Below are 26249 nucleotides of genomic sequence, written 5' to 3' on the forward strand. Positions count from 1 at the left end.
TGAAAACAATCCATTCTCTACGACTGAATTGGGTTATCTCTAGGATTCACCAATTTCAATAATTTCTGTTTAATTTGTGCGTCGTAAACTTCCCATTTCATTTTGGCATAAGCAGAATTTTCATTGCCCCCAGATAAAAAACCCATTGGAATTTCAAAGCCACCTGCACCTGTACGTCCACCACCAAAGAAACGCCCAGTGCTATCTTGTCCAAAAGCTTCTTTAATAAATTCATCGGGGTCTAAAGTAAGTTTTGTGGTTCTTAGGGAACCTATGACTACTTCTAATTCATCATCTTCATCATGAACAATTCCATAAACTACTGCGGTATGAACGTTTTCTTCTGTCACTAGAAAATCAGCCGCTTGAGGAATAGCATCCCGGTCGTCGTAGCGTAAATAACCAACCCCAGCTATGGAAAAGTTATTTTGGACAATGCGATTTTTGAGCGATCGCTCGATCACATCCATGACCCGCTTGGAACGATTTGCCTGTAAAATGGCATTCAGTAACTGAGCATCATAAAATCTGCTCAGATAGGCAGCAGCCATAAAATCTTCTTCCTGCGCTTGCATCAACCTATTGGTATCTGAGCGTAAACCATGCATCAAAGCAGTTGCACATTTAACGTGCTGGCTAATACTACTATCTAATCCCAGCAAACCCGCTTGTAAATACTGAGTGAAGATAGTTGCAGTTGCACGCACATAAGGACGAACATCGACAAACTCGGCCTTCAGTTCTCCCTGCAAGCTATGATGATCGACCAGCACCACCAGGGGAAGTCCTGCCTGTTGTACTGCTGATAACAGCTGAGATGTGGTTCCCTGGTTATCAATTAGTACGAACCCTTGATAAGATGATAAATCTTTATTTTTCAGGGTTTGCATTGTCCACCGTTGAGCAGGTAAAGTAGTCAACTTAACCAAGGCAATATTCTCTTGGTGGCTTAATGTCCCAGCATAAATGATTTCACATTTGATATCATACTGTTGAGCAATTAATTGGTAAGCCCAAGCACAAGAAAGAGCATCAGGATCAGGGAAATCTTGCAAAATCACTAAATGACGCTCATGTCTGTGTCCAAGCAGGGTTTTCTGCAGTTCATCTGATTTTTGAAGTGCTAGAGAATTACCACGTTGAGCTAAATAGATACCTCCATCACCATTATTCGATGGTGGTAAAGAAGGACGGGTAAGGGGTGGAAGTTCATAAGAAGATTCTTTATCTATCTCAACTTCCTCCGGGTTCGGTTCTGTGGTCAATGAAAAACTCTCAAATTGAGTAACAGGAGAATTCAAATACATAGGGCATTTGGTGTTCAGCGCGGTGGCTTGTGTATGCCTTCCGAGATACTCCAATCATTGCATCACTGGTTTAGCCACACATTATGATCTTGACAGAAATCAACTATCTTTGCACTGCATACCTTGGTCTATTTTTTGTCAATAGTATTGGTCAAGAACTTATTACATCTGTCTGGATTGAATATTGATTCTGGAATCAACAACGTATGCAATTTTTGTGAAAACCTGATTTTGACAAAAATATTTATTTCTGCTAAAAAGTCAGAGGTATAACGATATATACCTGATTTTTATGAGTTAGAATAGTCATTCTGTGTGTTATTAGCTGTCCTGGATTTAGGCAGAACATTCCTCTAGCTTTTAGGAATTTGCCCCTTCAGCCGCAAAAAAACACCAAGGAATGTCAAACTAAGCCGTCTACTTGTGGTAAAGTGTCCTGACAATAGTCAAAGAGCAATAATATATACAGGTGAGAACTTGTCTCCCTCCTTGACTCATTGACTCTGTATAATGTCAAAGTCCTATTACATATTTTTGCCACTCTTGGTGAAGTCCACTCTTCAGATGTTTAGTCACCTCAAAGTAGAGGCTACTGTAAGGTTGACGAGGTGGATGGCGCAAAGGCATCCGGGCTTCTTGAGGTGTACGACAGCCTTTTTTGACGTTGCAGGGTACACAGGCAGTAACAATGTTTTCCCAGGTGTCACCCCCTCCGCGCGATCGCGGCATTACATGATCTAAGGTCAACTGGTCTCCTGTATAACTACAGTATTGACAAGTATGTCCATCACGATGCAATATATTCCGGCGCGTCAAAGGGATTTCTTTATAGGGAACACGCACGTAATGGCGCAACCGAATTACGGTTGGCAGTGGAAAATCCGAGTAGATAAATTTACCGTTATGTTCTACGTGCTCTGCCTTGCCTTTAATCAACAAAACTATGGCACGTCGCCAACTCGTAATGTTGAGCGGTTCGTAAGAGGCGTTCAGGACTAAAACCTTCCCCATTGATATTAGCTCAAGGTATTAGTTTTGAATATTTTAACACAGATATACCTTCCTGGGGAGATGAGAATAATTTATACTTATTAAATAATTTGGTAGCAGGAAGAAGAGCGGTAAAGGTGTAAGGTGTAGGGGAATTAGAGAAGAATAGCCACTGATAACTGATAACTGATAACTGATAACTGAATAACTGATACTTGTACAAACTCCCGGATAAGCGGTAAACTTTCCTGATTAAATTGATATGGCCTTGAGCGGGGCAATCAGAATCATCAGATAGTCTGGAACCTTTGCAGTGGTGTGATAGGAGTGAAGAGAAATGTTCAGTAGCAAGCAAACCCCTAGTTTTGCTGATAGTCAAGAACGTGATACCTATGCTTGGTTTTCGCAGCGAGCTTGGGTAGAAATTGATTTGGGTGCGTTGTCCTATAATGTTAAGCAGTTAGTAATATTTTTATCATCACGTACCCAGTTAATGGCAGTAGTAAAAGCTGATGCCTATGGACATGGGTCGGTAACAGTTGCTAAAACGGTTTTGGAAGCTGGTGCGAGTTGCTTGGGAGTGGCTACAGTTCCTGAAGGGATTCAATTACGGGAAGGTGGTATAAAAGCTCCAATTTTAATTTTAGGAGCAACTCATACACTAGAACAAATTCATGCCATCGCTCAGTGGAAACTTCAGCCGACACTATGCAGCCCGAAACAGGCTTTAGAAGTTTCTAACACTCTTGAAGCTATTAATTATAATTCTCCCATCCCTGTACACATCAAATTAGATACGGGAATGTCCAGATTAGGCACAAATTGGCAAGAAGCCGGTGATTTTGTCCAGTTAGTACAGGGATTACCCCATCTTGATATTGCTAGTGTTTATTCTCACCTAGCTACAGCAGATAGTCCTGATCCGGCAATCATGCAGCAGCAGCATAACAGATTTGAACAGGCAATCGCACAAATCAAAGCCAGAGGCATCAAAATTCCCAGCTTGCATTTAGCCAACTCAGCCGCTACCCTAGCAGATCCAAAACTGCACTATGACATGGTACGTGCAGGTTTAGCCATTTACGGACTTTATCCTGCTACCCACCTAGAAAATAAAATCAAACTGCAACCCGTTTTACAACTCAAAGCACGAGTTACCCACGTTAAAACTATTGCCGCAGGAACCGGTGTCAGCTATGGTCATCAGTTTATCGCACCCAGAGAAATGCGTATTGCTGTTGTCGGGATTGGTTATGCCGATGGAGTTCCCCGCAGTCTTTCCAACCAAATGCAAGTTTTACTCCGTGGACAGCGTGTGCACCAAATAGGCACCATTACAATGGATCAAATCATGCTAGATGTTAGTTCTATACCCGATTTGCAAGAAGGGGAAATAGTCACCCTACTAGGAGAACAGGGACAAGAACAAATATCCGCAGATGATTGGGCAAATCAATTAAACACCATTTCCTGGGAAATTCTCTGTGCCTTCAAGCATCGTTTACCCCGTGTAGCTGTGATATAGGATCAGTTATCAGTTATCAAGGTTTACTTTTCCCTGTGGTCTTTTTCCCAACTACCAATCACCAGCGTATGTAATGTTGAATTTTGAATTGGTATTACCTCTTGCCATCCATAATGTGTTATGCTATTATGAAATACCGATGCGGATGTGGCGGAATTGGCAGACGCGCTAGATTTAGGTTCTAGTTCCGAGAGGAGTGAAGGTTCAAGTCCTTTCATCCGCATTTATCAGTTAAATATATTAAAAATTGATAAGTTAAATATATTAAAATATTAAATATATTTTTCCTTGATCGAAATCCTGAAGCATGGATCATCAGTTTTTTCTTTATCTCGCTGCTCAATAGAGGAAGTCAGGTTTTCCCATACAAATTTTTGCTGCTATCAATCATAAATATTATTGACTTTGTTTAAAGGAATCCCAACCCAACACGCGATAATACTTTTATTAACATTGAGTTTCGGGACAAAGGAGAGAGTAATATAGGGAGCAACGCAATTTTCTGAGGTAGGGCGAAAAGTGTGCTTTTAGCTACGCCAACCAGAGACATCGCTAAAATAAAATATTTTTCTGGAATTAAAGTAAAACAAATCACATCAAACAAATAAAATTCCAAGACAAAGTATCTTCTCAAAATATCCTAAGAAGACTTGCATTCCATAATTTTTGGCTGGTGGGAATAAGCTGCTTAGGTCAGTAGGCAAATAAGCAGGTATTGATAGGTCTAAAATATTAGACAGTTTGAACATGGATAAAAGAGGTAAAAATGGAATTACAGAAATTATGCCAACTTCCAGCTATCCATTGACAACAAAGATTTAACATAATTTCCCCATTGTCTTTTAAGCAAAATTTACTGTTGCCTTTCATTCTTCAATTGACAACTTGTATATATACAATATCTTAATTGTACGGTCAATCATTTTTATCGATACCTATTTTGGGTTTAGTGATCGCACACTTACTTTTTGCCACACCTCACAAAATCGCCTTGCTCCCGTAATATATTACTTCATGCTTATTACCTTTTGTATCTTGCCTTCTGTCTTGTGCGTTTTGCCTTCTATTATCTGGGGTTGAGACTTTTTGTGTGATTTCCTAAAGATGTCGGATAATCGCAATATCAGTAATAAGTTATTGAAAATCTACAAATTGGCTAATATTTGGTAATCTTTAACTAACACTGCTATCGTTAAGTTTTACTATAAGCGATAAAATCAGACTTTGTATTTAGGAGTACAAAGTATTTGAGGCTTTATACTTGATTTTAAGTATTACCCATCTGCTATGCAAATTGAAATCTTTTGTTACCACATCTGTTATCTATTACTTCCTTCCCAGTATGAAATTAGGGGTGTGGGATTCCACCTTACACAGAAGCATTATCCCTCTACCCTATTACTATGACCTTATTCTTTTAGTGGGAAGGGACTAGCAGCTTACTTGTTACCTCGATGGATAGACTTATCCTTTACAAACCAAATAGAACTGCTATAAGCCAATTAGAATCATAAGTATTGAATCTAGCTAAAGAAAAAGCAAAATGATGACAATTCCTCTAAGTAGCTACAAGTTGTTTCACAAACTACATCCCCTCTCTCTTCTAGCACAATTAAGCACTAGGAAAGTTACAGGAGACTTAAGTGTATTCACTAATCTTGTTTCTTGGTCAATCTATTTAGAAGAAGGTAAACTAACTTACGCTACTTATTCAGATAAGGTTTTTGAACGTCTTGAAAGTCACTTCCAACGGTTAAACCAGCAAATACCCGCTTTTAATCATGCGGCTTATGCAGAGATGGGATTGATGTCAGAAGCAAACAATAATAATCAGTTGATAGCAAATGCTGATTATTATGCTATCTGCTGGCTAGTAAAGCAAGAGTACATTACTCGTGCACAAGCGGGAATGCTGATAGAAGAATTAGCAAAAGAAGTGCTAGAGTCATTTATTTGTTTAAAAGAAGGTAATTATCAACTTAATGCTGCTCATGATTTACATGAACTACCAAAGTTCTGTCATTTAGATTTGCAATCAATTGTTGAACATTGTCAAAAACAATTAAACTATCGGGAAAATAGTAAGCCGGGAATTGCATCTAATAATAATTCTCAACCTCAAACACAAACTGAAAACCAACTGGGAGAACAATATTCGAAATCAAGAACAATCTCACCTGCCAAACAGATAAATCATAAAAATAACCAGTATTCTCTGAGTAAGGAGTTTTATACAATTGCCTGTATTGATGATAGTCAAGCAGTGTTGAATTCTATCCAACATTTTTTAGATGAGGAAACATTTTCAGTGGTGATGATTAATGAGCCAGTGAAAGCTTTAATGCAAATTATCAGAAGCAAACCAGATTTGATTTTGCTGGATGTGGAAATGCCTAATTTAGATGGTTATGAACTATGTTCATTATTAAGGAGACATTCGTTATTTAAAAATACACCGATTATTATGGTGACTGGTAGAACGGGGTTTATTGATAAAGCCAAAGCTAAAATTGTTAGGTCATCAGGATATTTGACTAAGCCTTTCACAAGAGCAGATTTGCTAAAAGTGGTGGCTAAGCACATTGGTTAATTTAGTAATTACTAACAATCAAACCCAAATATTTGTTAAAAATTGGTATAAGCTCTTTAAGCAATGACAAATCCAAAAGTAACCCTTTATTATCAACCCAGCCAAAAGTCTTTACCAGATAGCTATCTGAAGTTTCAACTCAATCAACAAACTACAGCTGTTTTATCAATTCATCACACTCAAGAAGCGATTATTGTACCTGTTACATCAGTAACAGCTATACCTAATATGCCCGCTTTTATATTAGGATTAATGAATTGGCGTAGTCGAATTATTTGGGTAATTGATCTGCCAAAGATGTTCAATTTAGAAGGAGTAGATTATCCTCTTCAGCAGTACAATATTATTGTCGTCAACGTGGAATCAATGGTTTTAGGTTTAGTTGTGCAGGAGATTAAAGGTACGATTAAATTGATAGCAGATGATATTCATTCTCCTATCGGACAAGTCGCAGCTAGTTTAGTACCTTATTTATGTGGTTGTGTCGAACAAAAGGAAGAAACATTGCTAGTTTTAGATGCACAGAATATTGTAAATTATGCTAATTCTTGCACTGATTACAGTAGCAGTAAGGTTTAGCAGTGTATTCTACTCGTTGAAATATGTTGGTGTATCGCTTTATCAATCTTATTTTGTACTTTCTACAAATTAGAATACACTGTAAGTGATGAAGTTTATAGAAATCAGGTTTTACTCATATTATTAAATGGATTCAGGGGGAATTAATTTATGTTTAATAAAACTGATACTGCTCAAACTGGTAATGCTCAAAATACAGCATCTTTGCTGGCATCATCGAAAGTTAATGAAAATAAAGGAGAAATTATCAATCAACCTGATATCACAATTACTGATGATAATCATAGAAATTATGTAGTTAGACATTTACAGAAATTTAAACTTAATGCAAAAGAAGTAATTTTCGCTATTACTATAGGTACATTGCCTGTATTGGGAATTGGCTTTATGGCTTATAGCTTTAGCAGTAAATCTATTAGTAAGCAAATTGTGAGAACTCAGGAAGCAGAAGTAACTAGTTTAAGTGATATTATTAACCGTTTTATCTTCTCGAAATATGGAGATATTCAAATTATCTCACATCTACCATTCCTGACAAATCAAGAAGTTGGTAAGATTAGCAGTTTTACTGAAAAGCAGGCTATATTAAATCGTTTTATTGATACCTATAAAATTTATGATCATCTGGCAGTTTTTGATCTTAATGGCAGAGTAATGATACAGTCTAGGGGTGGAACTAGTGGACAAGAAAAAAGCCGGAAATACTTTCAAGAAGTTCTGCGAAATAATGCTCTAGTTATTAGTCAACCAGAAACATTAAAAAACAACAAGGTGGTGATATATATTGCCGCACCTGTGAAAGATATTGTAACCCAAAGAACTATTGCTGTAGCGCGAACTCGGATACCGATAGATCTGTTAGCAGCGGAAATAAAAAATTATTTCCCTAATAGTGATGACTATTATTTGCTAGATGATTCAGGGAAATTTATTTTTAGTCCCAAGCAAGATTTATTAGGACAAGAAGCTACTGTAATATATCCTGGTTTGTCTAAATTCCTAAACAAACGAAATGGTGGTGAGTTTACACAAGTGGAAACAATTAATCAACCATTACAGCTAGTCAGTTATGTGCCATTTAAAAAAATTGAAGGTTTACCAGATTTAAACTGGCAATTAATTTTAGCTAAAGATGCAGCGAGCACTCTATATCCACAAAGACAATTTCTGATAGCAACTGCTCAGATAACAGCCATAACAGCCTTATTAATGACATTGCTTGCAGCTGGATTGATCAAGCTGTTAACAAAGCAAAATCACTCTGAATCTGCACGGATAGAAACTCTAGCCAATGAAGAAACTAATATTCCCCTGAGCGAGCGAAAAAATGAAGAATTACCCCCTGCGCTTAAAGAATGGCATATTCAGGCTCATCAAGAATCTACATTTGAACAAGAATGGCAAGAAAAAGATACTTTACGTCTGCAACTTCTGAAGTTAATCAACCAGATAGAAACTGCTGCTCAGGGAAATTTAACTGTACACGCTGATGTGATAGATGGTGAAGTTGGTAATATTGCCAATATTTTTAACTCAATAGTAGAAAATCTCCGCAATATAGTTATCCGAGTTCAACAAACTACTTGTCAAGTGAATACATCCCTTGATTCAAATCAAGATTATTTCAATTACTTAGCACAGGAAGCAACTACACAAGTTGAAAATATAAATTGCTCCTTAACAAGGATTGAGCAAATGACCAATTCCATGCAAGTTTTAGCGGCTAGCGCTCAAAAGGTTAGTGCGCTCGCTCATCATGCTCATCAAACTGCTGCTGAGAGTGAAAAAGTGATGGATTTGACAGTGCAGAATGTTCTGTCTTTACAGGAAACTGCGGGTGAAACGGCTAAAAAAGTCAGGTACTTGGGTGAATCTTCTCAACAAATTTCCTGCGTGGTGTCTTTAATTAATCAAATTGCCATGCAAACTAATTTGTTAGCAATTAATGCGGGAATTGAAGCAGCCCGTGCAGGAGAAGAAGGTCAAGGTTTTGCTGTCGTTGCTGAAGAAGTAGGAGAGTTAGCGGCTCGTAGTGCGGCTGCTACCCAAGAAATTGAGCAAATTATTGAAAAAATTAAACGAGATACAAATGAAGTTGTACAAGCAATGGAAGTGGGAAATAATCAGGTAGTTAAAAGCACGCAGATTTTTGCACATGCCAAGCAGAGTTTAAATGATATTTTAGATATTTCCCAGCAAATAGATACTTTGCTAAATTCAATTGCTACTGCTTCTAGTTCTCAGCTAGAAACATCCCAACTTATTAGCAAATTGATGCAAGATATTGCTGCTATTTCTCAACTTACTAAAGATTCTTCTCTCCAAATTTCTGAATCTTTACAAAAAACTGCGGCTATTTCCCAGCAATTAAAAAACAACGTAGAAACTTTCAAAATCAATTGATTAATATATTATATCTAGCTTTTAATTTTCACAACTGAACTCACCAACTTAACTCACCAAAGGTGTTAATACACCTATGTTTTTCATTTTGCATCTCTCATCTTTGAAGTTTATTTCTGGCTAATAATTAGGGACTAACAACTAATGAGGACTGATGATTTATGACTAGTGATAAAGAATTGGAAATCCAGATGCAATTTCTGGAAGAAGCAACCGATTATTTGAATACTTTAGAAACTATCTTGTTGGAAATTGATACGAGTAAACATATCGAATTAGAGAAAATTAATGCAGCCATGCGAACTGCCCATTCTATTAAGGGTGGTGCAGCGATGATGGGTTTTAAAGTATTGAGTAATTTGGCGCATCGTTTAGAAGATTCTTTTAAAGTTTTAAAAACTCGCAATAAATCTCTAGAGATTGATACTCATTTGCAGAGTCTATTGTTATCTGGAGTTGACTGGTTAAGGCAAATTGTGGATTTGTTATCAGAGAAAAAATCTCTAGATGATAAGTGGTTAAAAACTTTTTGTTATCCCATTTTTGATGAACTGCATCAGCGTTTGGGTGATCCTTCTCCAGAGGATGTCACCACAATGCTATCACCGGAAGATGGGCAAGAAATTGTTCCTTTGCTGTTTGAAACTGAGGTGGAAGAATGTTTACAACATTTAGAATCTTTATTAGAAAGTCATCCAACAAATGATTTAAAAACAGCAGTAGATGTGATGGCTTCCGAGTTGGGTGGGTTAGGAGAAATGCTTCAGGTACATGCTTTTGTCCGGCTTTGTAAATCAGTTAATCACTATTTAGAAAGTCAGCCTGATCGTTATTTAGAAATTAGTCAATTAGCATTGCAAGCTTGGAGGCGATCGCAAGCTTTAGTCCTGACAAATCAAAGGGATAGATTACCTACAGAAATTAAATTAGGTGAAGTAGTTATTAACCTCACTCCTCAGCAAATCAATATTCCCCCAATAGCTATCAATCAAGAAGATACCTTGGTAGCTGAAAAGCAAGTTCCTGATTTTGAGTCTTTAGAAATAGAGTTACCACCAGAGATTCCTTCTTTAGATTATAAACATATTGAACGTAAAGGAGAAATTATTGGTGTTTCTAAAGATAAAGAAAATCATGAAAATACAGTTAGAGTTCCCAGTAAGCAATTAGAGGAAATTAATGATTTATTTGGGGAAATAATTATTCAACGTAATGGCTTAAATTCTCAATTAGAAAGATTACGTAAACTAGTTTTAGGACTGAGCCAAAGAGTGCAAACTCTTGACCAGGAGCATCGAGAAGTGTGTTCAGCATATCAAAAACTTTTTCACCAAACTATGTCTTCTGGAGTATTAACACCAGATGAGCAGGTTACAGACTCTGAGGTAATTAGTTTAGAAATAGATCGCTATCAAAAATTAAACCTGCTATCTCAGGAGTTGATGGAAACTATTGTACAGGTAGCAGAAGTTGCCAGTGATATTCAACTTAGTGTGGATGATACAGATCAAATTGCGCGGAAGTTAAATAAAACTTCTAAGCAAGTGCAGAGAAAGTTGACACAGGTGCGGATGCGTCCTTTATCTGATTTGGTAGAAAGATTTCCCAGAGCTATCCGCGATTTAAATATTGAGTATGATAAAAATGTTCAATTAAAAATTGAAGGTGGTAAAACATTAATTGAACGCAGCATCTTAGAGGCTTTGAATGAGCCTTTAATGCATTTATTACGTAATGCTTTTGATCATGGAATTGAAGATCATGCTACCCGTCATGCTCAAGGGAAACCTGAACAAGGATTGATTGAAATTAAAGGATATCATCGGAGCGATCGCACCATCATAGCTATCACTGATGATGGTAGAGGTATTTCTCTAGAAAAAATCCGCCAACGTGCTATAGCTATGGGTTTGGATACAGCATTAATAGCTGCAGCTAGTGAAGAAGAACTATTATCACTGATTTTTGAACCTGGGTTTACCACCTCTGATAAAGTTACGGCTTTATCTGGTCGTGGTGTGGGAATGGATGTAGTTCGTAATAACCTACAACTCGTCCGGGGCGATATTAAAGTTGATACACAGCCAGGAATTGGTACAACTTTTACTTTATCAGTCCCATTTACACTGTCTGTAGCGCGAGTTTTGTTAGTAGAAAGTGAAACAGGTAGCGGTTTAAATCACCGCATGATTTTGGCATTTCCTACAGATCTAGTTGCAGAAATCTTTTTACTAGGAAGTGATCAGGTTTTCGCTATGGATGGTGGGGAGTTTCTCAAATGGCAAGATACCATGCTACCTTTAATGCGACTTGGGAATTACTTTGATTTTAACTGTTCCCACTACAATAATTTAGAATTAGAAAGTCCTACGGGAATTAATGCCAGCAGTGTGTTAATTATCAAAAATGATCATCAACCCGTAGCTGTACAAATAGATCGCTGTTGGGGTGAGCAAGAAGTGGCCATTCGTCAAGTTGAGGGAAAAATCCCTTTACCTGATGGTTTTAGTAACTGTACAATGCTCGGTGATGGTCGGGTAGTACCATTAATAAACACTAATGAATTAGTATCTTGGATTACTAACAATCAACGCCCCCATAGAAGTAGTCAGTTAAGTAATAAATCACCTGCAACTAAATTAAAAACAGCTTTTCTCAAACCACAAAAGCATAAACCCATTACTAGCCCTACTCACCAAAAAGGCATGATTTTAATCGTCGATGACTCAATTAATGTCCGACGTTATTTAGCTTTAACTCTCGAAAAAGGAGGGTATCAAGTTGAACAGGCTAAAGATGGTCAAGATGCTTGGGAAAAGTTAGAAAGTGGTTTAAAAGTTCAAGCTGTAATCTGTGATATTGAAATGCCACGTCTTGATGGCTATAGTTTTTTAGAACGAGTTAAATCTAATGATATTTTAAGGAATATTCCTGTTGCTATGTTGACTTCTCGTAGTAGTAATAAACATCGTCAACTAGCAATGCAATTAGGAGCAAGAGCTTATTTTTCTAAACCTTATAATGAACAAGATTTGTTGAGAACATTGGAAAAAATGATTTTTAGGATTGTGGAAAGTGGCTCTGTAAATAATTGAATAAACGTTAGAGGAGCAAGGAAAGAATAATAAGTGATAACTGAATTCAGAAGAGCATTCGGTTCTGGATTTATCAGCACTAGATTCTTAGGTTGTATTTATCTCTTTTTTCTTATCCTGTTGTTCAGTTGCTTGTTGAACTTATTGTAGGTAAATCCTATTGACTTGGTTAATAAACTACTGCTTGACTTACTCTTTGTTGTTGTTCAGCTTCTCCAGAAACATCATAACAACGGTAGGCTGGAGTAATTCCCAAGATAAATTTCTCTTATTCTGCTTCTAACAACTCAACAGTTGTGTTAGCTGCAACGGCATTTTTTTGGAAAGGAAAAGAAGTGACAATACTAGCGATGATAGAAGCAAGAGCCGGACAAATTACCGATAGCCACCTCAGCCAAGCTTGTCCTACTTCTAATTTATCTACCAATACTAACAATAAATTAATTGGTGTTATACCTGACAAAATAACGGTAGAAATCTGCAAGACATAGTAAAGATTTCTTGCCTAATTTCTAGTGCTTTTGTAAGCATTAATAAGCATTAATCAAATCTTGACAATATTCCAAAGCTTTGGCTCTAGCCGGAACAACTCCATTAGACCTCTTGCAAAATTGTTTATGTGGTATGATAGAGAATTTTAGATATTATGTATTTTTGGTGTTCTTTGCGCTCCCTAATTCAAACATAACCGTGTAACTCTAACTTTTGGCTAAAATAAAGATAACCCCCCATTATAACTAAAATTAATTTTGCAAGAGGTCTATTGTTTTCTAAGGAATTACTATGAGTTAACAATGAAGTGTAAATTTCAGCCTTTTGTTGTAGTTCAGCCTGTTGTGCATCTTTACGAGCATTATTAACTGAGCTTCTGTTGAGTAGAAACGAAAAAATTGCAACAGCTAAAGCTCCTGCTCCAACTATTACATGCTGTTGATTACTAGAAGCGAAATAAATGATGATTGCCGCACTGATAAAAACAGCTGCTAATAGATAATCAATCAGCTTTAAAAACAATGGCATTTTTTCACCTGGGTAAGAAAATAGATGAAATGTACAGAGAACTTCTGGCTCAATTAAAAATTGGGTGAAAGTCCCGAACAAGGTTTATTTCACAAACAACCAATTATGATACACTAAAGTAGCATTTACTACAAGCTTATTAGCCTAATACTTACCAAAAATACAGTCCTGAAAATGCCAGCTTGTAGGTTTAATCTAAGGAAGATGAGAAAGTTTAAATTTCTTTAAATTTCTTGAATAAGTAAATCAATATAAGCAAACATAAAACTTTTAAAATATTTGTTCACGAGTAATTAAGAAAAAGCAAGGATTGAGGTGGTGGGGTATTGACAAGTGTGATAGGTGAGGCAGAATATAGCAGTTATGGAAAAGAAGCTGGGAGCAAAACTAGACAGAGAGATATTGAAGCAGTTGGCAATAGAGCAACTGGTAGAAATCATTATTGACCAGGAGAAAAGTATAGAGGACCTAACAAATAGGGTAGTAGAACTGGAAAAAGAAATAGAGAAACTCAAAGTCAGTAGAGATTTAGAGACCATAACATGATCCAAACCACCCTTGGGAGACATCCTCAAAGAAACCGAGAACAAACAACAAGAGAAACGAGAAGAAAACCAGACACGAAAACGGAAGCCAGGAGGACAACCAGGGCATAGGGGAAAAAGGAGAAAGGGGTTTGGTGGAGTAGATAGAATACATTTGAGATAGTGGGACGGCAAGTGTGTGGATGGTGAGGTCAGGGGGAATTATTTGGCGAACCAATAAAAATCCAAACACAACAACTAGGGGAGTTGGTGGACAGGCCAATCCAAATAGTAGAATATGAAAGATATACGTAGATTTCCAGTGTGTGTGGGGAAACATAAATGGCACACTGGTCACCAGAGATAGTACCGGGACAAGATATAGGAATCACAGGACAAGCTTTTTTGGGATGGATCAATAACTAGGGTCATTGACCCTATGAAAAACAACACTTCTTGTTGTGGGAAGTGGGTCAAATGGAAATTGGAGTGGGAACATTAGTAGGTACCAATGAAGGAATAGATGGTCCAGTGGCTCAAAGTATTCATAGCCTCAAATAGTGGATAAAACAAACCCAGCCTCATATCCTTGGGGATGAAATACCCTGGGTAGTCAAAGGGCTGAAACAATGGTTATGGATTTTTGCCAATAGTGACTTCCCTTGATTTCATGGGTCTGATACTCCTTGTCCTGGCGAATTAGAATCCATTGTGGGTTCAAGTTACTCTGGTGTACTCAGTTCTGATGACCTTACTGCCTATAACGGTTATCCGGTTACAGCTCAACAGAAATGTCAGGCACATCTACCCTACCCCGTCACTTCAAGACACTAATCAAGATTCCTGGCTTCAATCACCAAGAAATTGGCACAAAATTCATGGTCCTCATAGATGAAGGTTTTAAAAACTACCCTTTATTCCAACAAACCCAAAACCTTCATGAGTTCTTGACTTGGCCATCCTAGTTTCAACCAAAAGTTGAATCTTCCATTCATTTATTGATCAAGCCCCAGGGGAACCTGGTAAACTGTTACCTTCCTTAGGCAATAGACCTTGATCATAATTTAGCTGAACCAAGGTTAGGTTTAGCACTGACACATCGAAAAGTCTGTGGTGGTTCTCTTTCTCTGGAGCTATTCGAACATCCTGCCAACTTATTGACGGTTATACAAACTTATCGCCGTCAACCACTTTCTCTAATTGAGTTTTTTGACCAACCTATGAAAGCCATGGTTCACTCTGCTTTCCATACACCTTCTTTAATCCCTCTACCTTAGACCTGAATCCTTACAAGGAAAAGTAAACTATTTATAGTTGAGAAAATTTGATTTTTTGGAAAGTTTATAAATGCTTGACTATTTTGGTTGCTGTAAAAAAAATATGCTGAATTATTATTAGTTGTCGCTCAGGAATATTCTGTCTAAAGATTGAAATTCAACCATGAAAGTTAAGTTTGTAAGTCTTTAGATATAAATTATGTTTATTCCATTAGCTAGAAGCCTTTATAAAACCAACTCTCTAAATTAAACCCAAGCCAAGATAAATTCTTAGGTCAATGAAACACCAAAATAAAATTTCCACACCTGTAGAGATGTTGTCTGTAGCATTTTTATAATGTGGGCTATTTAGATCTAAAACGCTGTATATACCATTAATCTCAAATTTTTGCCAAAAAACCCTGATTATTATTCCCTAAAAACCATGACCACCCAAGAGCAACTATATCAATGGCAAGAACTAGCTCAACAGTTGCGTGTGGATAGTATTCGCGCTACAACGATCGCAGGTTCAGGTCATCCTACTTCTTCTATGTCTTCCGCTGATTTGATGGCGGTTTTTCTATCTAAATATCTTCGCTACGATTTTGATCATCCAGAAAATCCGAATAGCGATCGCTTTATTCTTTCCAAAGGACACGCTGCACCTCTACTATATTCCATGTATAAAGCTGCGGGGGTCATTTCTGACCAAGAATTACTATCATTGCGTCAGTCTGGTAGCCGTTTAGAAGGTCATCCCACACCAATTTTACCTTGGGTGGATGTGGCAACAGGTTCTCTCGGACAAGGTTTACCCATTGGTGTGGGGGTGGCTTTGGCAGGTAAATATTTAGACCAATTACCTTATAATGTTTGGGTATTATTGGGGGATGGTGAAACGGCTGAAGGTTCGATTTGGGAAGCTTTTGATCATGCTTCTCACTACACATTAGATAATCTGCTCGCCATTATTGATGTCAACCGGCTTGGTCAACGTGGTCAAACTGAATTAGGCTGGAATACACAAGCTTATGGCAATCGTGCTAAGGCTTTTGGTTGGCAAGCAATAGAAATTGATGGTCATAATTTAACAGAAATTGACCAAGCTTTTAGTGCAGCCGTGGCTATAAATGACCGTCCCACGGTGATTATTGCTAGGACAAAGAAAGGTAAAGGTGTGAAGGCTTTAGAAGATTTAGGTGGTTGGCATGGTAAAGCACTGAAACAGGATCAAGAACAACAAGCTATTACGGAACTAGGTGGAGAACGTCACATTACCATTACCGTTGATAAACCAGAAGAACAAAGCCAACCCGCTACACTGGGAGTACCTCAACCCCTACAACTTCCCATATATCAAAAAGGCAATAAAGTAGCCACCCGTCGCGCTTATGGAGATGCTTTATTAGCTTTAGGCGCATCGCAACCTGATGTGGTTGCTCTTGATGCGGAGGTGAGTAATTCCACTTATGCGGAAGATTTCGCCGAAGCTTTTCCAGAACGCTACTTTGAGATGTACATTGCTGAACAGCAAATGATAGCAGCCGCAGTAGGCTTGCAGGTCCGAAAATACAAACCCTTTGCTTCTACTTTTGCAGCTTTTTTAACTCGTGGTTACGACTTTATTAGGATGGGTGCGGTATCTCGTGCCAACATTAAGTTAGTTGGTTCTCATGGGGGTGTCTCCATTGGTCAAGATGGTGCTTCCCAAATGGGATTAGAAGATTTAGCAGCTTTTCGCGCTGTGTGTAATAGCACTGTATTGTATCCCAGTGATGCTAATCAGACTGCTAAACTAGTACCACAGATGAGTAATGCCCCTGGTATAGTTTACCTCCGCACCACCAGAGAAAGCACACCTGTAATTTATGGTAGTGAAGAACAATTTTCCATTGGTGGCAGCAAAGTTATCCACCGGTCCGAGCGCGACCAAGCCACAATTATTGCCGCAGGTATCACTGTACATGAAGCCCTCAAAGCTTATGACAGATTGAAAAATGAAGGGATCACAGCCCGTATTATTGATGCCTATTCCGTTAAACCCATTGATGTGCAAACACTACATCAAGCAGCAAAAGATACCAACGGTAATTTAGTAGTTGTAGAAGATCATTGGCCAGAAGGAGGATTAGGTGCGGCTGTCTTAGATGCCTTTGCTGGTAATAGTACCACCCCTGCCTACAAAATTCCGCAATTACAGATTATTAAACTTGCAGTTCAAAATATGCCAACTTCTGGAACTCCTGAAGAACTACTCCATGCTGCTAAAATTGATGCAGATGCCATTGTAGAAGTTGTGAAATCACAAGTTAGGCGACTGGTAGGAGTATCTTAGCCAAATTGGTTCAGAAGCCTACACTTACCAATTTCTCAAGTGTGGGAGGAAATTTTCAGCACTTTTGTCACTTTTGTAGATTCTGTACATTTGGTAGATACGCTCGCAATTCTCAATAATACTACTTTCACTTTTTTACCAAAATATAAGGTGTCCCATATTCAGGTAATTGCTGGATATGCTGCCTAAAATCTTTTTGATCCTCAAAAATACCTGCCAGAAAATCGAGTTGATGCAAATTTGGTAAAAATGCCCCACCAGTATCTGCCATTACACCCATTTGTAGGCGTTTGCGTCCACCTTGATTATATTCCATAACAATCACTCTACCCAACCCAATATTGAGGATATCTCCAGCAAAAGTTACACCTGGCTTAATAGAAATCTTCGCATCAATCTTATATCCATAACCTTTGATCTCATCAACTTTTCTAAAATACCAATAACGTTTTTGCAATGTGGGTTTTACTCCTATTACATAAGAAATTCCATTATTGCTATCCACATTAAACAACCCTTGTGAACCATCTGTAAAATTAATCAAGATAGTTCCCTGCATTAATGCTTCCTCTAAACCTTGACGGGTGAGATATGCCAAAGATTCTACCCTTCCAAATTCTTTGCCACCAGGTTCATAAATACCTGATAAAACATCTTGTTTAGTGTATTTGGTGTAGAAATTATCATTTCCTAAATTGTCTTTCAGACTATAAATCGGTATATTATATTGAGATGTTTTAGATCGAGAGCCAGGATGTTTAAAAACTGCATACTTTGTAATTCTTAATTGTTTCTGTTGCGGATAATTAAGATTATAAGCTGACCATTTAATTACTCGAAAATTAGCATTGATAAAATTAGGATCTTGTAAACGAGTAGGACGATTATTACTAATATCTTCCTGCAAAACAGTAATCATAAAATCCAAAGTTTTGAGAACGTCCTGTACAGTCACACCTTGGCTTAATAACAATCCATTGCGGGAAATATTAGGATCTTTGTCAGTATTATCTTGGAAATATTTGCGCGTATTAGTGAGAACAGTTAATAAATCAGCTTGATTGAAATTAACTTTAGCTGTTGGTAATTGTACAGATTTTAAAATCTGTTTACCATTGACACTATATTTATATTTTTGCCATTCATCAATGACAGAATAGAATATAGATGTAGCTTGATTTTGCTGACTGAATAAATTAATAGATTCAGTTGGTGTAATTTGTGGTTGCGTAATTACTTGCGGAATTTCTGATTGTGCATATAGGTTTTGATGAGCTAAAACAACCAAAAAAAAAGTAACAATACCTGCTGTGATTTGGAATTTACTATTGAATAAGACACTCATAAGGCTAAGTCGGGAACTAAACTTCTAAATTCATTTCTAAGCTAGAAGTGATGCTTCATAGTGCATCACTTATACGTCTTAATAATTACTTTTACAGCAGATTGCAGATCAATGAGGTACAGAATCTAAGTTGAAACCTAGACAGCAAGAGAGTTTTACTCCTGACTCCTGCTGTATGTTTATCAACAAAAGCAATTATTAAACCTAATTATTAGCAGATAATCGGAGATTCTGCACTAAATATTTATCTAGATTCATGAAAAATTTTTGGAACTTGACAAAATTACCAATAAAGTTTTTTATTTTCCTGTTAATATCCCTTAACCCTTCCCCAATAGTATTAGTAGGGCAAGGGTTAAGGGATAAAGATTTTTATTCCCCCTTAACTTAGCCGTATTGGGACACAATCTATAGCTGTAGGATACAAGGATATTAGCTAAATACCTACATGAACTATTCATTCCTACTCATCCATCTCTTTTAATGTTGCCAATGCAGAAGGAGATAAGCGACTTAGATAGCTGAATATCCAGTATTTGAATATTGTGTTTAGAACTACTGGAAATGTAGCGATAAACAAAAATATTCCATTTCTACTTGCTGGTAAACCTAAATGTTCTGCGAAACCTTCTAAAAGAATTTCCCAGCCATGGGGAGAGTGAAATCCTACAAATATATCTGTCAGTAAAATAATTAAAAAAGCCTTAGCACTGTCACTTAAACCATAAACAAGCTTATCTATAAAAGACTGAACAAAGATGATATCTTTTTTGCTCAGAACAATTACTATAGCAAAGGAAATCAGTGATATAAAATCAGCAAATAAGTTGCTGATAGCACCGTTAGTTTTATTGCGGAATTCTTCTGCTATCTCAATCGCTTTATTTTTAACATTTGCTTCAAAGTTTTCAGATGAAATTTCTGGTGCTTGACGGACGAGGGATCTAAATTTCAATCCTTGCTCAAAAGTTTTTAATTCATTCAATGCTTTCTCCTCCATTAGTGAATTGATAAAAATTTGCGTCGTTTTTTCGTATCTGAAATGTTTCACCACAGGGTTGACTAATAATTGTTTAGAAAAATGCTGAGTTAATAGTGGTACAATAATCAGTATTAAGAAAAATTTAACTGCCCTGATAGTTCTATTTCTAGAAGTTCGATATTGTTTGACAAACTCTTCTTCTGCCTGGGGAGTAAAATCTTGAGCAATTTTATTAAAAGTTCTACTAATTGACCTGGGAAATACACCAGTACGTTGAGTTGCAGATGCTTCTTTAAAAATAGCTGGCTCCGATGAATTTAGCTGTTTTTTACCTGCCCGAATAGAATTTTCTATTGGTTCGTTAATGATTTTATTTTGATCGACATATTTAGATATTACTTCATCAATAAATTTGAGTTTTTCTAAGAAGCTGCGATCTGAAATATTGACAAAAGTAAGTACTACGTGAAATTCTGCTAATCTAACTCTAATAATAGCTAAATTCCTATTTAAATTTCCTTGCCAGAAAGCCATGACATTTTCACTAAAATTCCCTGATTGATGAGTAATTTTTTTACCACCGAATTGCTCAACTTCAATTCTTTGAATCGCTTGTGCCGCTTCATAAGCTTCTAAAATAGCTCTTTCTGGAGTATTTGAAAACCACTGATCAAATAAACGCCAGGATTCTTTAATTTTTTGGCTGATTACTCTTGTATATTGAGTAGAAAATTTACCATTCATCAAAATTCTCCTACAGGAACTTTATTGAACTCTTCCCAACCTTGCATTTTAACTAATTCCATATACAGATCATTAATTTTTTCTAGATATCGTTTATGAGGTAAGGTAGATTGCTCACACTAGATATCCATTTTATTCACTAAGTCTTCCGCCATTTTAATCAATTGTTAATAAGTAGAATTTTCTCTGAAAATAGCTTTTCAATCATCAATACATCCAGCAATATTTTCATTGATAATTACTTCTCCTTTTTACAATACTTCTAGTCCACTACGAAGTAGGTAATCTAATACAATGCATTCGGTGTTTCAAGTCAGGTTATGACTTTCTTTCAATTTCAGATCTAGCAGGATTTCTATTTGGCTGCCAAGACAAGATATATAAGCCTTCCATTCTCTTAACACGATTTGATAGCTTTGACTTTTTTGCAACAGCCGAATCAAATCCTTAGGGCTATTAGTTAGATTTTGGCTGTATTCTACAGCTCTATCAGCTAAAGCATATTGTTTTAATATGCCTTCAAAATCAATATTTGCTGTCAGCAATTTATATAATTGCTCGGGTTCTTCTAAAAATTCAACTTTGCCCCTAATTAAGAGATAAAGATGCTCTTATAGAGCATCTTTATCTTTGCTCAAAGGTGGTTCATCTTCTATACCAAGATCACTAGGTATTGGTTTCTTCTTGGGTGAATTTAACAACCAGTTGCGATGAGTTTCCATTTCTTCAATTTGAGCAAAAGCATAACCATAATAGGTATGTTTAAATTTCTTACTCAAAAATAGCTGTCTGTGATTAATCAAATGCTGTCCAACATTAGTTAAAGTTGGATATGTGGGCGACCAGCGTAATTCTAGAATATTGGGATTAGCACCTGCCAATAAATGTAATACTTTCCTTAATTCATAAATAACAGTATCGTCATTACCATCTATAAAGGGAAATATGTCTGGTTCATCCCAGTCTGTATCTTTTTGTTCTATGCTAGAGAATCCCAAATAGTAACACTTAGGGGCAAGAAATACGCCCCCGCCCCGATAATCATAATCGGAGTCGGGACGATTTAAACCATAGCCGTAACTACCTGCCAAGCCGATAAAAATACTTCTTGGTTCAACTTCTATTCTTTTCATATTTTTTTATCAAACCTAATGATAACTAGTGGTACGGCATCCATAAGATGATATAGTGAAATATTATTGTTGATCTAGTCTCTAGATATCTATTTTAACCTTACCAAATTTATAAATAAACGCTGAAAAAAATCTGAGCAACTCTACCGGTAGATACTGCCCAGATGCTTAAATTGTTATTCTGTCGGTGTCTCAACTGACTAAAAATACATACATCTCCATTCCGGTAATCAAGTCAAATTTTCTAGATAAGATTTTCGAATCAATGATATTCTTGACTGAATCCTGCTCATTAAGATAAGATATAAGATTGTCTGTCTAATTCCTGCTCGGATCAGGTAGACATACTGCAAAAGCTGGTAAAAGCCATAAATTATAGTCTCTATAGGAGATTAAGACCAGCTACCTGTACGGCAACTTCAAGGACAATTTCATGACCTACGCAATTATTGAAACTGGCGGTAAACAAATTAAAGTTGAAGCAGGTCGTTTTTACGACATTGAACTGCTGAGTACCCAACCAGATGAAAAAGTGACCATAGACGCAGTATTGCTGGTGCAGCATGAGGGCGAAGTCTCAATTGGACAGCCCCGAGTGGCAGGTGCGACGGTAGAAGGGACGGTGATGCGACATTTTAGAGGTCGTAAAGTCCTGGTTTACAAAATGAAACCTAAGAAGAAAACCCGCAAAAAACGCGGACACCGCCAGGAAACAACCAGACTTTTAATTAACTCCATTAACCTCAACGGTGAGGTTTTAGCATATCAAGAAGCGCCAATTACTCCAGAAATTCCTAATACTATGGATAGCATTCCTGAAGAAGCTGTTGCTGCTGAATAATCAAAACAAGTAGATAAATTAAGAGGAAATTATGGCTCACAAGAAAGGAACAGGTAGTACAAGAAACGGTCGTGACTCTAATGCTCAACGTCTGGGCGTAAAGCGTTTTGGTGGTCAAGCTGTGCGTGCGGGAAATATTCTTATCCGTCAGCGTGGGACTAAATTCCACCCTGGTAATAACGTTGGTATTGGCAGTGATGATACTTTATTTGCTTTAGTTGATGGTGTTGTTACTTTTGAAAGAAAGGGCAAAACCCGGAAACAAATCAGCGTTTATCCTGCTGTTGCTGCTGAAGCAGTAGCTAGTTAAGTTTTAGTCATTAGTCATTAGTCATTAGTCATTAGTCATTAGTCATTAGTCATTAGTCATTAGTCATTAGTCATTAGGAATAGGGAATATTTACATTTCTTGTCAACTCCTGACTGCTAACTCCTGACTCCTGACTCCTGACTCCTGACTCCTAAACTCCTAATTGCTGACAAACCTATTAAATAAACCTGTGTAGTAAAGCGCCTGTGGCTAAACCTGCTAGTGAAATAATAGATGTCAAGCAAAAAGCTATACCTTCTTTGAAGCCAGCGACTTGAAAGTCTATCTTCACCAGTATGGTAGCTGAGAGTAACAGCAAAGTATCAAGAAATACTCGAAACCAGGCAATCATGAGAAAGAAGAGGAAAGCTGCCAACACAGTGATGCCAAAAGACCTGATATTTGATTGAAACAGCATACTGTAATACTCTGCTAGTTTTGACCATGAAACAGTGAAACTGGCTAGTAATAGCAATATAGCCACTGCAACTATTAACCACACAAACCAAGGAGCTTTGGTTTCGGATATCACCCAGCCCAAAGTGCTGTAACTCAGCACTGCTAGTGCTAGGGAAAACCAAGGGATTCTGTTTAAGGTTGGCATAGATTGGTGTTCCCAGTAGCTGGTGGAGATATTATTTCACAATTTTCAGTTGATTGGCGCAGTTATACTGCAAACGCGTGAGACTTGGACTGATCTCATACTGATAGCACAGCGTGGCCTAAGCCATGGATAACGTAGTACAGCGTATCCCTTCGGGACACTGCGTGAACGTAGAGGGTGCAGTGGGCTCTATTATCTCGGAGATTCTTCACTATCTCTTTCAGAGACGCTCCGCGAACGTTCAGAATGACACTTTTAAACCGTTTTTAGTATAAACAAGGGTTTAGGGTTCAGGATATTGATCCTTTTTTCAACTTAGAGATGAATCAACTATCAATTTTCCCGGATTATTCTGTAAAAATTAGTTAAATTATGATCTTAAACATTTGTAAACTATTAGCAGTCGAGTAGCCGCGTGTCTCATTTTATTAAGGTTAAGGGCTGATCATGAAACAACTAGTTATTGTTGAGCGCGTATGCCTGATTGGTCATATCGTGTCTATGGTGTTTGGACTAGTAGGGATATTATTAGTTATTCCTAATGCGGAATTAATTTTGAGCTTATCTGAAGTCGGGCAGACTGTCATGCAGTGGAGTATGGCAGGTGGGGGAGTGGCTTATATGATTTTAGGTGCAGTAGGTGTTTTCCTGTATGCTTACCGGACATTGGGTTTAGGTCGTGCTTTGTGTTTCCTGTTGCCTTCTGTATTAATTTCTTTGACTAGTGAGTTACTAGGAACCAGCACAGGTTTTCCTTTTGGTAACTACAGCTATTTGAGTGGCTTGGGTTATAAGATTGCGGGTTTAGTGCCGTTTACCATTCCCTTGTCATGGTTTTATGTGGGATGCGTTTCCTACCTGCTGGCGCGTGTAGGGTTAGAGGTAGATAAAAAGCCCAGTTTGTTCCGTCATCTAGGTGCAATCGCCCTTGGTGCTTTATTGCTGACTTCTTGGGATTTTGTCCTTGACCCGGCTATGAGTCAAACTTCTCTTCCCTTCTGGTATTGGCAACAACCAGGTGCTTTCTTTGGGATGCCTTACCAAAACTTTGCCGGTTGGATGGGTACTGGTTCAGTCTTTATGACAGTAGCGGCGGTGTTGTGGAGAAACAATCCAGTAAAATTAGAGCGCGCACAACTCAATATTCCTTTAGTTGTGTATTTGGGTAACTTTGGTTTTGCAACCGTGATGAGTTTGGCTGCGGGCTTCTCCATTCCTGTATTGCTAGGTTTGGTACTTGGCGTTGCACCTGCTGTAGCACTGTGGTTGAGAGGTCCTGGCGCATCCACTCTCGTAGGTGTTGAACCTGCAACCAAAGAAGTTTCCGTTGCCAGCGTCAAAGTCGCTTTCAAGTAACTTCATTAGTGCTGAGTATAATTACTACTAATTTACTCAGCACTAATTGGTGATTGCTGATTGGTGATTGGTAATTAATCTTGAATCTTTAATTTTGAATTTGGTATCAATATTTTGATCATAGAAAGCACTATTTCCCTCCTATTACTACTTATTCAAGTACCAGCAACAGCACTTCTACTATCACGGCTACTTAAAGGACCAAGACGATATCCACCCCTGCAACCACAGCAACCAACGCCTGATATGTTAGGTCGTGTTAGTGTTATTGTGCCGACGTTAAATGAAGCATTACGCATTAGTCCGCTGTTAAAGGGGTTGAGTCGGCAAAGTTACGAAGTCAGAGAAGTAATTGTGGTTGATAGCAGATCCCAAGATGGCACTCCCGACTTGGTACAAGCTGCACAGCAACAAGATCCACGGTTTCGAGTGATCACAGATGATCCCTTGCCTTCTGGTTGGGTAGGTCGTCCTTGGGCGTTACACAATGGTTTTTTGTTTAGTTCCGAGAGAAGTGAGTGGTTTTTGGGTATGGATGCGGATATTCAACCCAATTCTGGCTTGGTGGCAAGTTTAGTCAAAACAGCCCAAACTGAGGGTTATGATTTGGTTTCTCTTTCGCCTCAGTTTATTCTCAAGTATCCAGGAGAGTGCTGGTTACAACCGTCATTGTTAATGACTCTTTTATATAGATTTGACCCTCCTGGTATTTATACAGAAGAAGCGGAAAGGGTAATGGCCAATGGGCAGTGTTTTTTGTGTCGTCGCTCGGTTTTAGCGTCTATAAATGGTTATATGAGTGCTAAGAGTTCGTTTTGTGATGATGTGACTTTGGCACGAAATATTGCGGCAGCTGGTTTTAAGGTGGGGTTTTTGGATGGGGCAAAATTGCTAAAGGTGCGGATGTATGAGGGGGCAATGGAAACTTGGAAGGAATGGGGGCGCAGTTTAGATTTGAAGGATGCGTCTAACCGTGCTCAAATTTGGGGTGATTTATGGCTATTATCAGCGGTGCAAGGTTTACCTCTGATCATTTTGTTAGCTTATCTCCCCATGTCCTCATCTCCCTATCTCCCTATTTCCTTGGTTTTGGGGCTGAATATATTTCTCTTGTTCATTCGCTTTGCTCTATTATTAGTGATCGCACCTTCTTACGACCGTAAAAATGCCAAGGGAGGTTGGTTGTTCTGGCTTTCCCCCCTGGCTGATCCTTTGGCTGTACTGCGAATCTTTTTATCTGCTTTCCACACTCCGCGAGAATGGCGAGGAAGGAAGTATTAAGGTAAGTTATGCTGGTTGTGGCTGGT

General features: G+C 37.8%; 19 protein-coding genes, 1 tRNA gene and 2 pseudogenes. 14 read left to right on the top strand and 8 right to left on the bottom strand.

Annotated features, from left to right (window positions below):
- Positions 1–17: 17 nt before the first annotated feature.
- Together AAZO_RS01935 and AAZO_RS01940 are read right to left on the bottom strand one after the other, a co-directional pair.
- The gene (locus AAZO_RS01935; RefSeq protein ID WP_013189983.1) at positions 18–1307 is read right to left on the bottom strand and encodes a DHH family phosphoesterase; all 1290 of its coding nucleotides are present in this window, start codon (positions 1305–1307) and stop codon (positions 18–20) included.
- A gap of 513 nt (positions 1308–1820) precedes the next feature.
- A complete protein-coding gene (locus AAZO_RS01940; protein WP_013189984.1) occupies positions 1821–2318 on the bottom strand; it encodes an HNH endonuclease in 498 nt (165 codons plus the stop codon).
- A 316-nt stretch (positions 2319–2634) separates the two neighbouring features.
- Here AAZO_RS01940 and alr point away from each other — a divergent pair, with 316 nt between their 5' ends.
- The 6 genes from alr to AAZO_RS01970 all read left to right on the top strand — a co-directional run bounded on the left by alr (position 2635) and on the right by AAZO_RS01970 (position 12489).
- A complete protein-coding gene (gene alr, locus AAZO_RS01945) occupies positions 2635–3822 on the top strand; it encodes an alanine racemase (RefSeq protein WP_013189985.1) in 1188 nt (395 codons plus the stop codon).
- Between the two features lie 141 nt (positions 3823–3963).
- Positions 3964–4045, top strand: a tRNA-Leu gene (locus AAZO_RS01950).
- A 1320-nt stretch (positions 4046–5365) separates the two neighbouring features.
- The gene (locus tag AAZO_RS01955; RefSeq protein WP_041639247.1) at positions 5366–6412 is read left to right on the top strand and encodes a response regulator; all 1047 of its coding nucleotides are present in this window, start codon (positions 5366–5368) and stop codon (positions 6410–6412) included.
- A gap of 63 nt (positions 6413–6475) precedes the next feature.
- Complete coding sequence (locus AAZO_RS01960; RefSeq protein WP_013189987.1) at positions 6476–6991, top strand: chemotaxis protein CheW; 516 nt, start codon at positions 6476–6478, stop codon at positions 6989–6991.
- A gap of 150 nt (positions 6992–7141) precedes the next feature.
- Entirely contained in the window at positions 7142–9394 is a 2253-nt protein-coding gene (locus AAZO_RS01965) for a methyl-accepting chemotaxis protein (protein ID WP_013189988.1), read from the top strand.
- Positions 9395–9555: 161 nt separating this feature from the next.
- Positions 9556–12489 (top strand): hybrid sensor histidine kinase/response regulator, encoded by a 2934-nt coding sequence (locus tag AAZO_RS01970; protein WP_013189989.1) that lies wholly within the window; start codon positions 9556–9558, stop codon positions 12487–12489.
- A gap of 144 nt (positions 12490–12633) precedes the next feature.
- On the opposite strand, the pseudogene AAZO_RS01975 reads toward AAZO_RS01970, so the two are convergent.
- Together AAZO_RS01975 and AAZO_RS01980 are read right to left on the bottom strand one after the other, a co-directional pair.
- Positions 12634–13085: pseudogene (locus AAZO_RS01975) on the bottom strand (DUF4231 domain-containing protein); the annotation flags it as partial.
- A gap of 82 nt (positions 13086–13167) precedes the next feature.
- Positions 13168–13503 (bottom strand): hypothetical protein, encoded by a 336-nt coding sequence (locus tag AAZO_RS01980; RefSeq protein WP_228371438.1) that lies wholly within the window; start codon positions 13501–13503, stop codon positions 13168–13170.
- Positions 13504–13872: 369 nt separating this feature from the next.
- Here AAZO_RS01980 and AAZO_RS44520 point away from each other — a divergent pair, with 369 nt between their 5' ends.
- The 4 genes from AAZO_RS44520 (at position 13873) to AAZO_RS01990 (ending at position 17627) form a co-directional block, all read left to right on the top strand.
- Positions 13873–14055, top strand: coding sequence for a hypothetical protein (locus AAZO_RS44520; protein WP_041639258.1), 183 nt, complete (start codon positions 13873–13875; stop codon positions 14053–14055).
- 12 nt (positions 14056–14067) lie between these two features.
- Positions 14068–14217 carry a hypothetical protein gene (locus tag AAZO_RS44525; RefSeq protein ID WP_476691474.1) on the top strand — a complete coding sequence of 50 codons (150 nt, stop codon included), beginning with the start codon at positions 14068–14070 and terminating at the stop codon, positions 14215–14217.
- Between the two features lie 527 nt (positions 14218–14744).
- On the top strand, positions 14745–14867 hold the full coding sequence (locus AAZO_RS44530) for a hypothetical protein (protein ID WP_476691475.1): 123 nt from the start codon (positions 14745–14747) through the stop codon (positions 14865–14867).
- 867 nt (positions 14868–15734) lie between these two features.
- Positions 15735–17627, top strand: a complete 1893-nt coding sequence (locus AAZO_RS01990) for a transketolase (protein ID WP_013189990.1) — start codon at positions 15735–15737, stop codon at positions 17625–17627.
- Between the two features lie 127 nt (positions 17628–17754).
- On the opposite strand, the gene AAZO_RS01995 is transcribed toward AAZO_RS01990, so the two are convergent.
- From AAZO_RS01995 to AAZO_RS02005, 3 genes and pseudogenes are all read right to left on the bottom strand, one after another.
- Entirely contained in the window at positions 17755–18972 is a 1218-nt protein-coding gene (locus AAZO_RS01995; protein ID WP_013189991.1) for a hypothetical protein, read from the bottom strand.
- Between the two features lie 463 nt (positions 18973–19435).
- The gene (locus AAZO_RS02000) at positions 19436–20698 is read right to left on the bottom strand and encodes a proton extrusion protein PcxA (RefSeq protein ID WP_013189992.1); all 1263 of its coding nucleotides are present in this window, start codon (positions 20696–20698) and stop codon (positions 19436–19438) included.
- Positions 20698–21831 (bottom strand): annotated as a pseudogene (locus AAZO_RS02005) (nucleotidyltransferase domain-containing protein). The gene AAZO_RS02000 and the pseudogene AAZO_RS02005 overlap by 1 nt, the downstream one beginning before the upstream one ends.
- Before the next feature lie 433 nt (positions 21832–22264).
- Between AAZO_RS02005 and rplU the strand changes: the two are divergent.
- Entirely contained in the window at positions 22265–22672 is a 408-nt protein-coding gene (rplU, locus tag AAZO_RS02010) for a 50S ribosomal protein L21 (RefSeq protein ID WP_013189993.1), read from the top strand.
- A 31-nt stretch (positions 22673–22703) separates the two neighbouring features.
- Entirely contained in the window at positions 22704–22982 is a 279-nt protein-coding gene (gene rpmA, locus AAZO_RS02015) for a 50S ribosomal protein L27 (protein WP_013189994.1), read from the top strand.
- Between the two features lie 178 nt (positions 22983–23160).
- Here the strand turns inward: rpmA and AAZO_RS02020 are convergent, their stop codons facing one another.
- Complete coding sequence (locus AAZO_RS02020; protein WP_013189995.1) at positions 23161–23586, bottom strand: hypothetical protein; 426 nt, start codon at positions 23584–23586, stop codon at positions 23161–23163.
- 447 nt (positions 23587–24033) lie between these two features.
- On the opposite strand from AAZO_RS02020, the gene cruF reads away from it, so the two are divergent.
- Entirely contained in the window at positions 24034–24942 is a 909-nt protein-coding gene (gene cruF / locus AAZO_RS02025) for a gamma-carotene 1'-hydroxylase CruF (RefSeq protein WP_013189996.1), read from the top strand.
- Between the two features lie 114 nt (positions 24943–25056).
- A complete protein-coding gene (gene cruG / locus AAZO_RS02030) occupies positions 25057–26223 on the top strand; it encodes a 2'-O-glycosyltransferase CruG (RefSeq protein WP_013189997.1) in 1167 nt (388 codons plus the stop codon).
- Positions 26224–26249: the final 26 nt, after the last annotated feature.

The organism is 'Nostoc azollae' 0708 (assembly GCF_000196515.1).
Taxonomy (GTDB): domain Bacteria; phylum Cyanobacteriota; class Cyanobacteriia; order Cyanobacteriales; family Nostocaceae; genus Trichormus_B; species Trichormus_B azollae.

Coding starts and splice junctions, on each gene's coding strand:
- alr (WP_013189985.1), top strand. CDS start 2,635: ATGTTCAGTAGCAAGCAAACCCCTAGTTTTGCTGATAGTCAAGAACGT.
- AAZO_RS01935 (WP_013189983.1), bottom strand. CDS start 1,307: ATGTATTTGAATTCTCCTGTTACTCAATTTGAGAGTTTTTCATTGACC.
- AAZO_RS01995 (WP_013189991.1), bottom strand. CDS start 18,972: ATGAGTGTCTTATTCAATAGTAAATTCCAAATCACAGCAGGTATTGTT.
- AAZO_RS01940 (WP_013189984.1), bottom strand. CDS start 2,318: ATGGGGAAGGTTTTAGTCCTGAACGCCTCTTACGAACCGCTCAACATT.
- cruF (WP_013189996.1), top strand. CDS start 24,034: ATGAAACAACTAGTTATTGTTGAGCGCGTATGCCTGATTGGTCATATC.
- AAZO_RS01990 (WP_013189990.1), top strand. CDS start 15,735: ATGACCACCCAAGAGCAACTATATCAATGGCAAGAACTAGCTCAACAG.
- AAZO_RS02020 (WP_013189995.1), bottom strand. CDS start 23,586: ATGCCAACCTTAAACAGAATCCCTTGGTTTTCCCTAGCACTAGCAGTG.
- AAZO_RS01955 (WP_041639247.1), top strand. CDS start 5,366: ATGATGACAATTCCTCTAAGTAGCTACAAGTTGTTTCACAAACTACAT.
- AAZO_RS01970 (WP_013189989.1), top strand. CDS start 9,556: ATGACTAGTGATAAAGAATTGGAAATCCAGATGCAATTTCTGGAAGAA.
- rplU (WP_013189993.1), top strand. CDS start 22,265: ATGACCTACGCAATTATTGAAACTGGCGGTAAACAAATTAAAGTTGAA.
- AAZO_RS01960 (WP_013189987.1), top strand. CDS start 6,476: ATGACAAATCCAAAAGTAACCCTTTATTATCAACCCAGCCAAAAGTCT.
- AAZO_RS02000 (WP_013189992.1), bottom strand. CDS start 20,698: ATGAATGGTAAATTTTCTACTCAATATACAAGAGTAATCAGCCAAAAA.
- AAZO_RS01965 (WP_013189988.1), top strand. CDS start 7,142: ATGTTTAATAAAACTGATACTGCTCAAACTGGTAATGCTCAAAATACA.
- AAZO_RS44520 (WP_041639258.1), top strand. CDS start 13,873: ATGGAAAAGAAGCTGGGAGCAAAACTAGACAGAGAGATATTGAAGCAG.
- rpmA (WP_013189994.1), top strand. CDS start 22,704: ATGGCTCACAAGAAAGGAACAGGTAGTACAAGAAACGGTCGTGACTCT.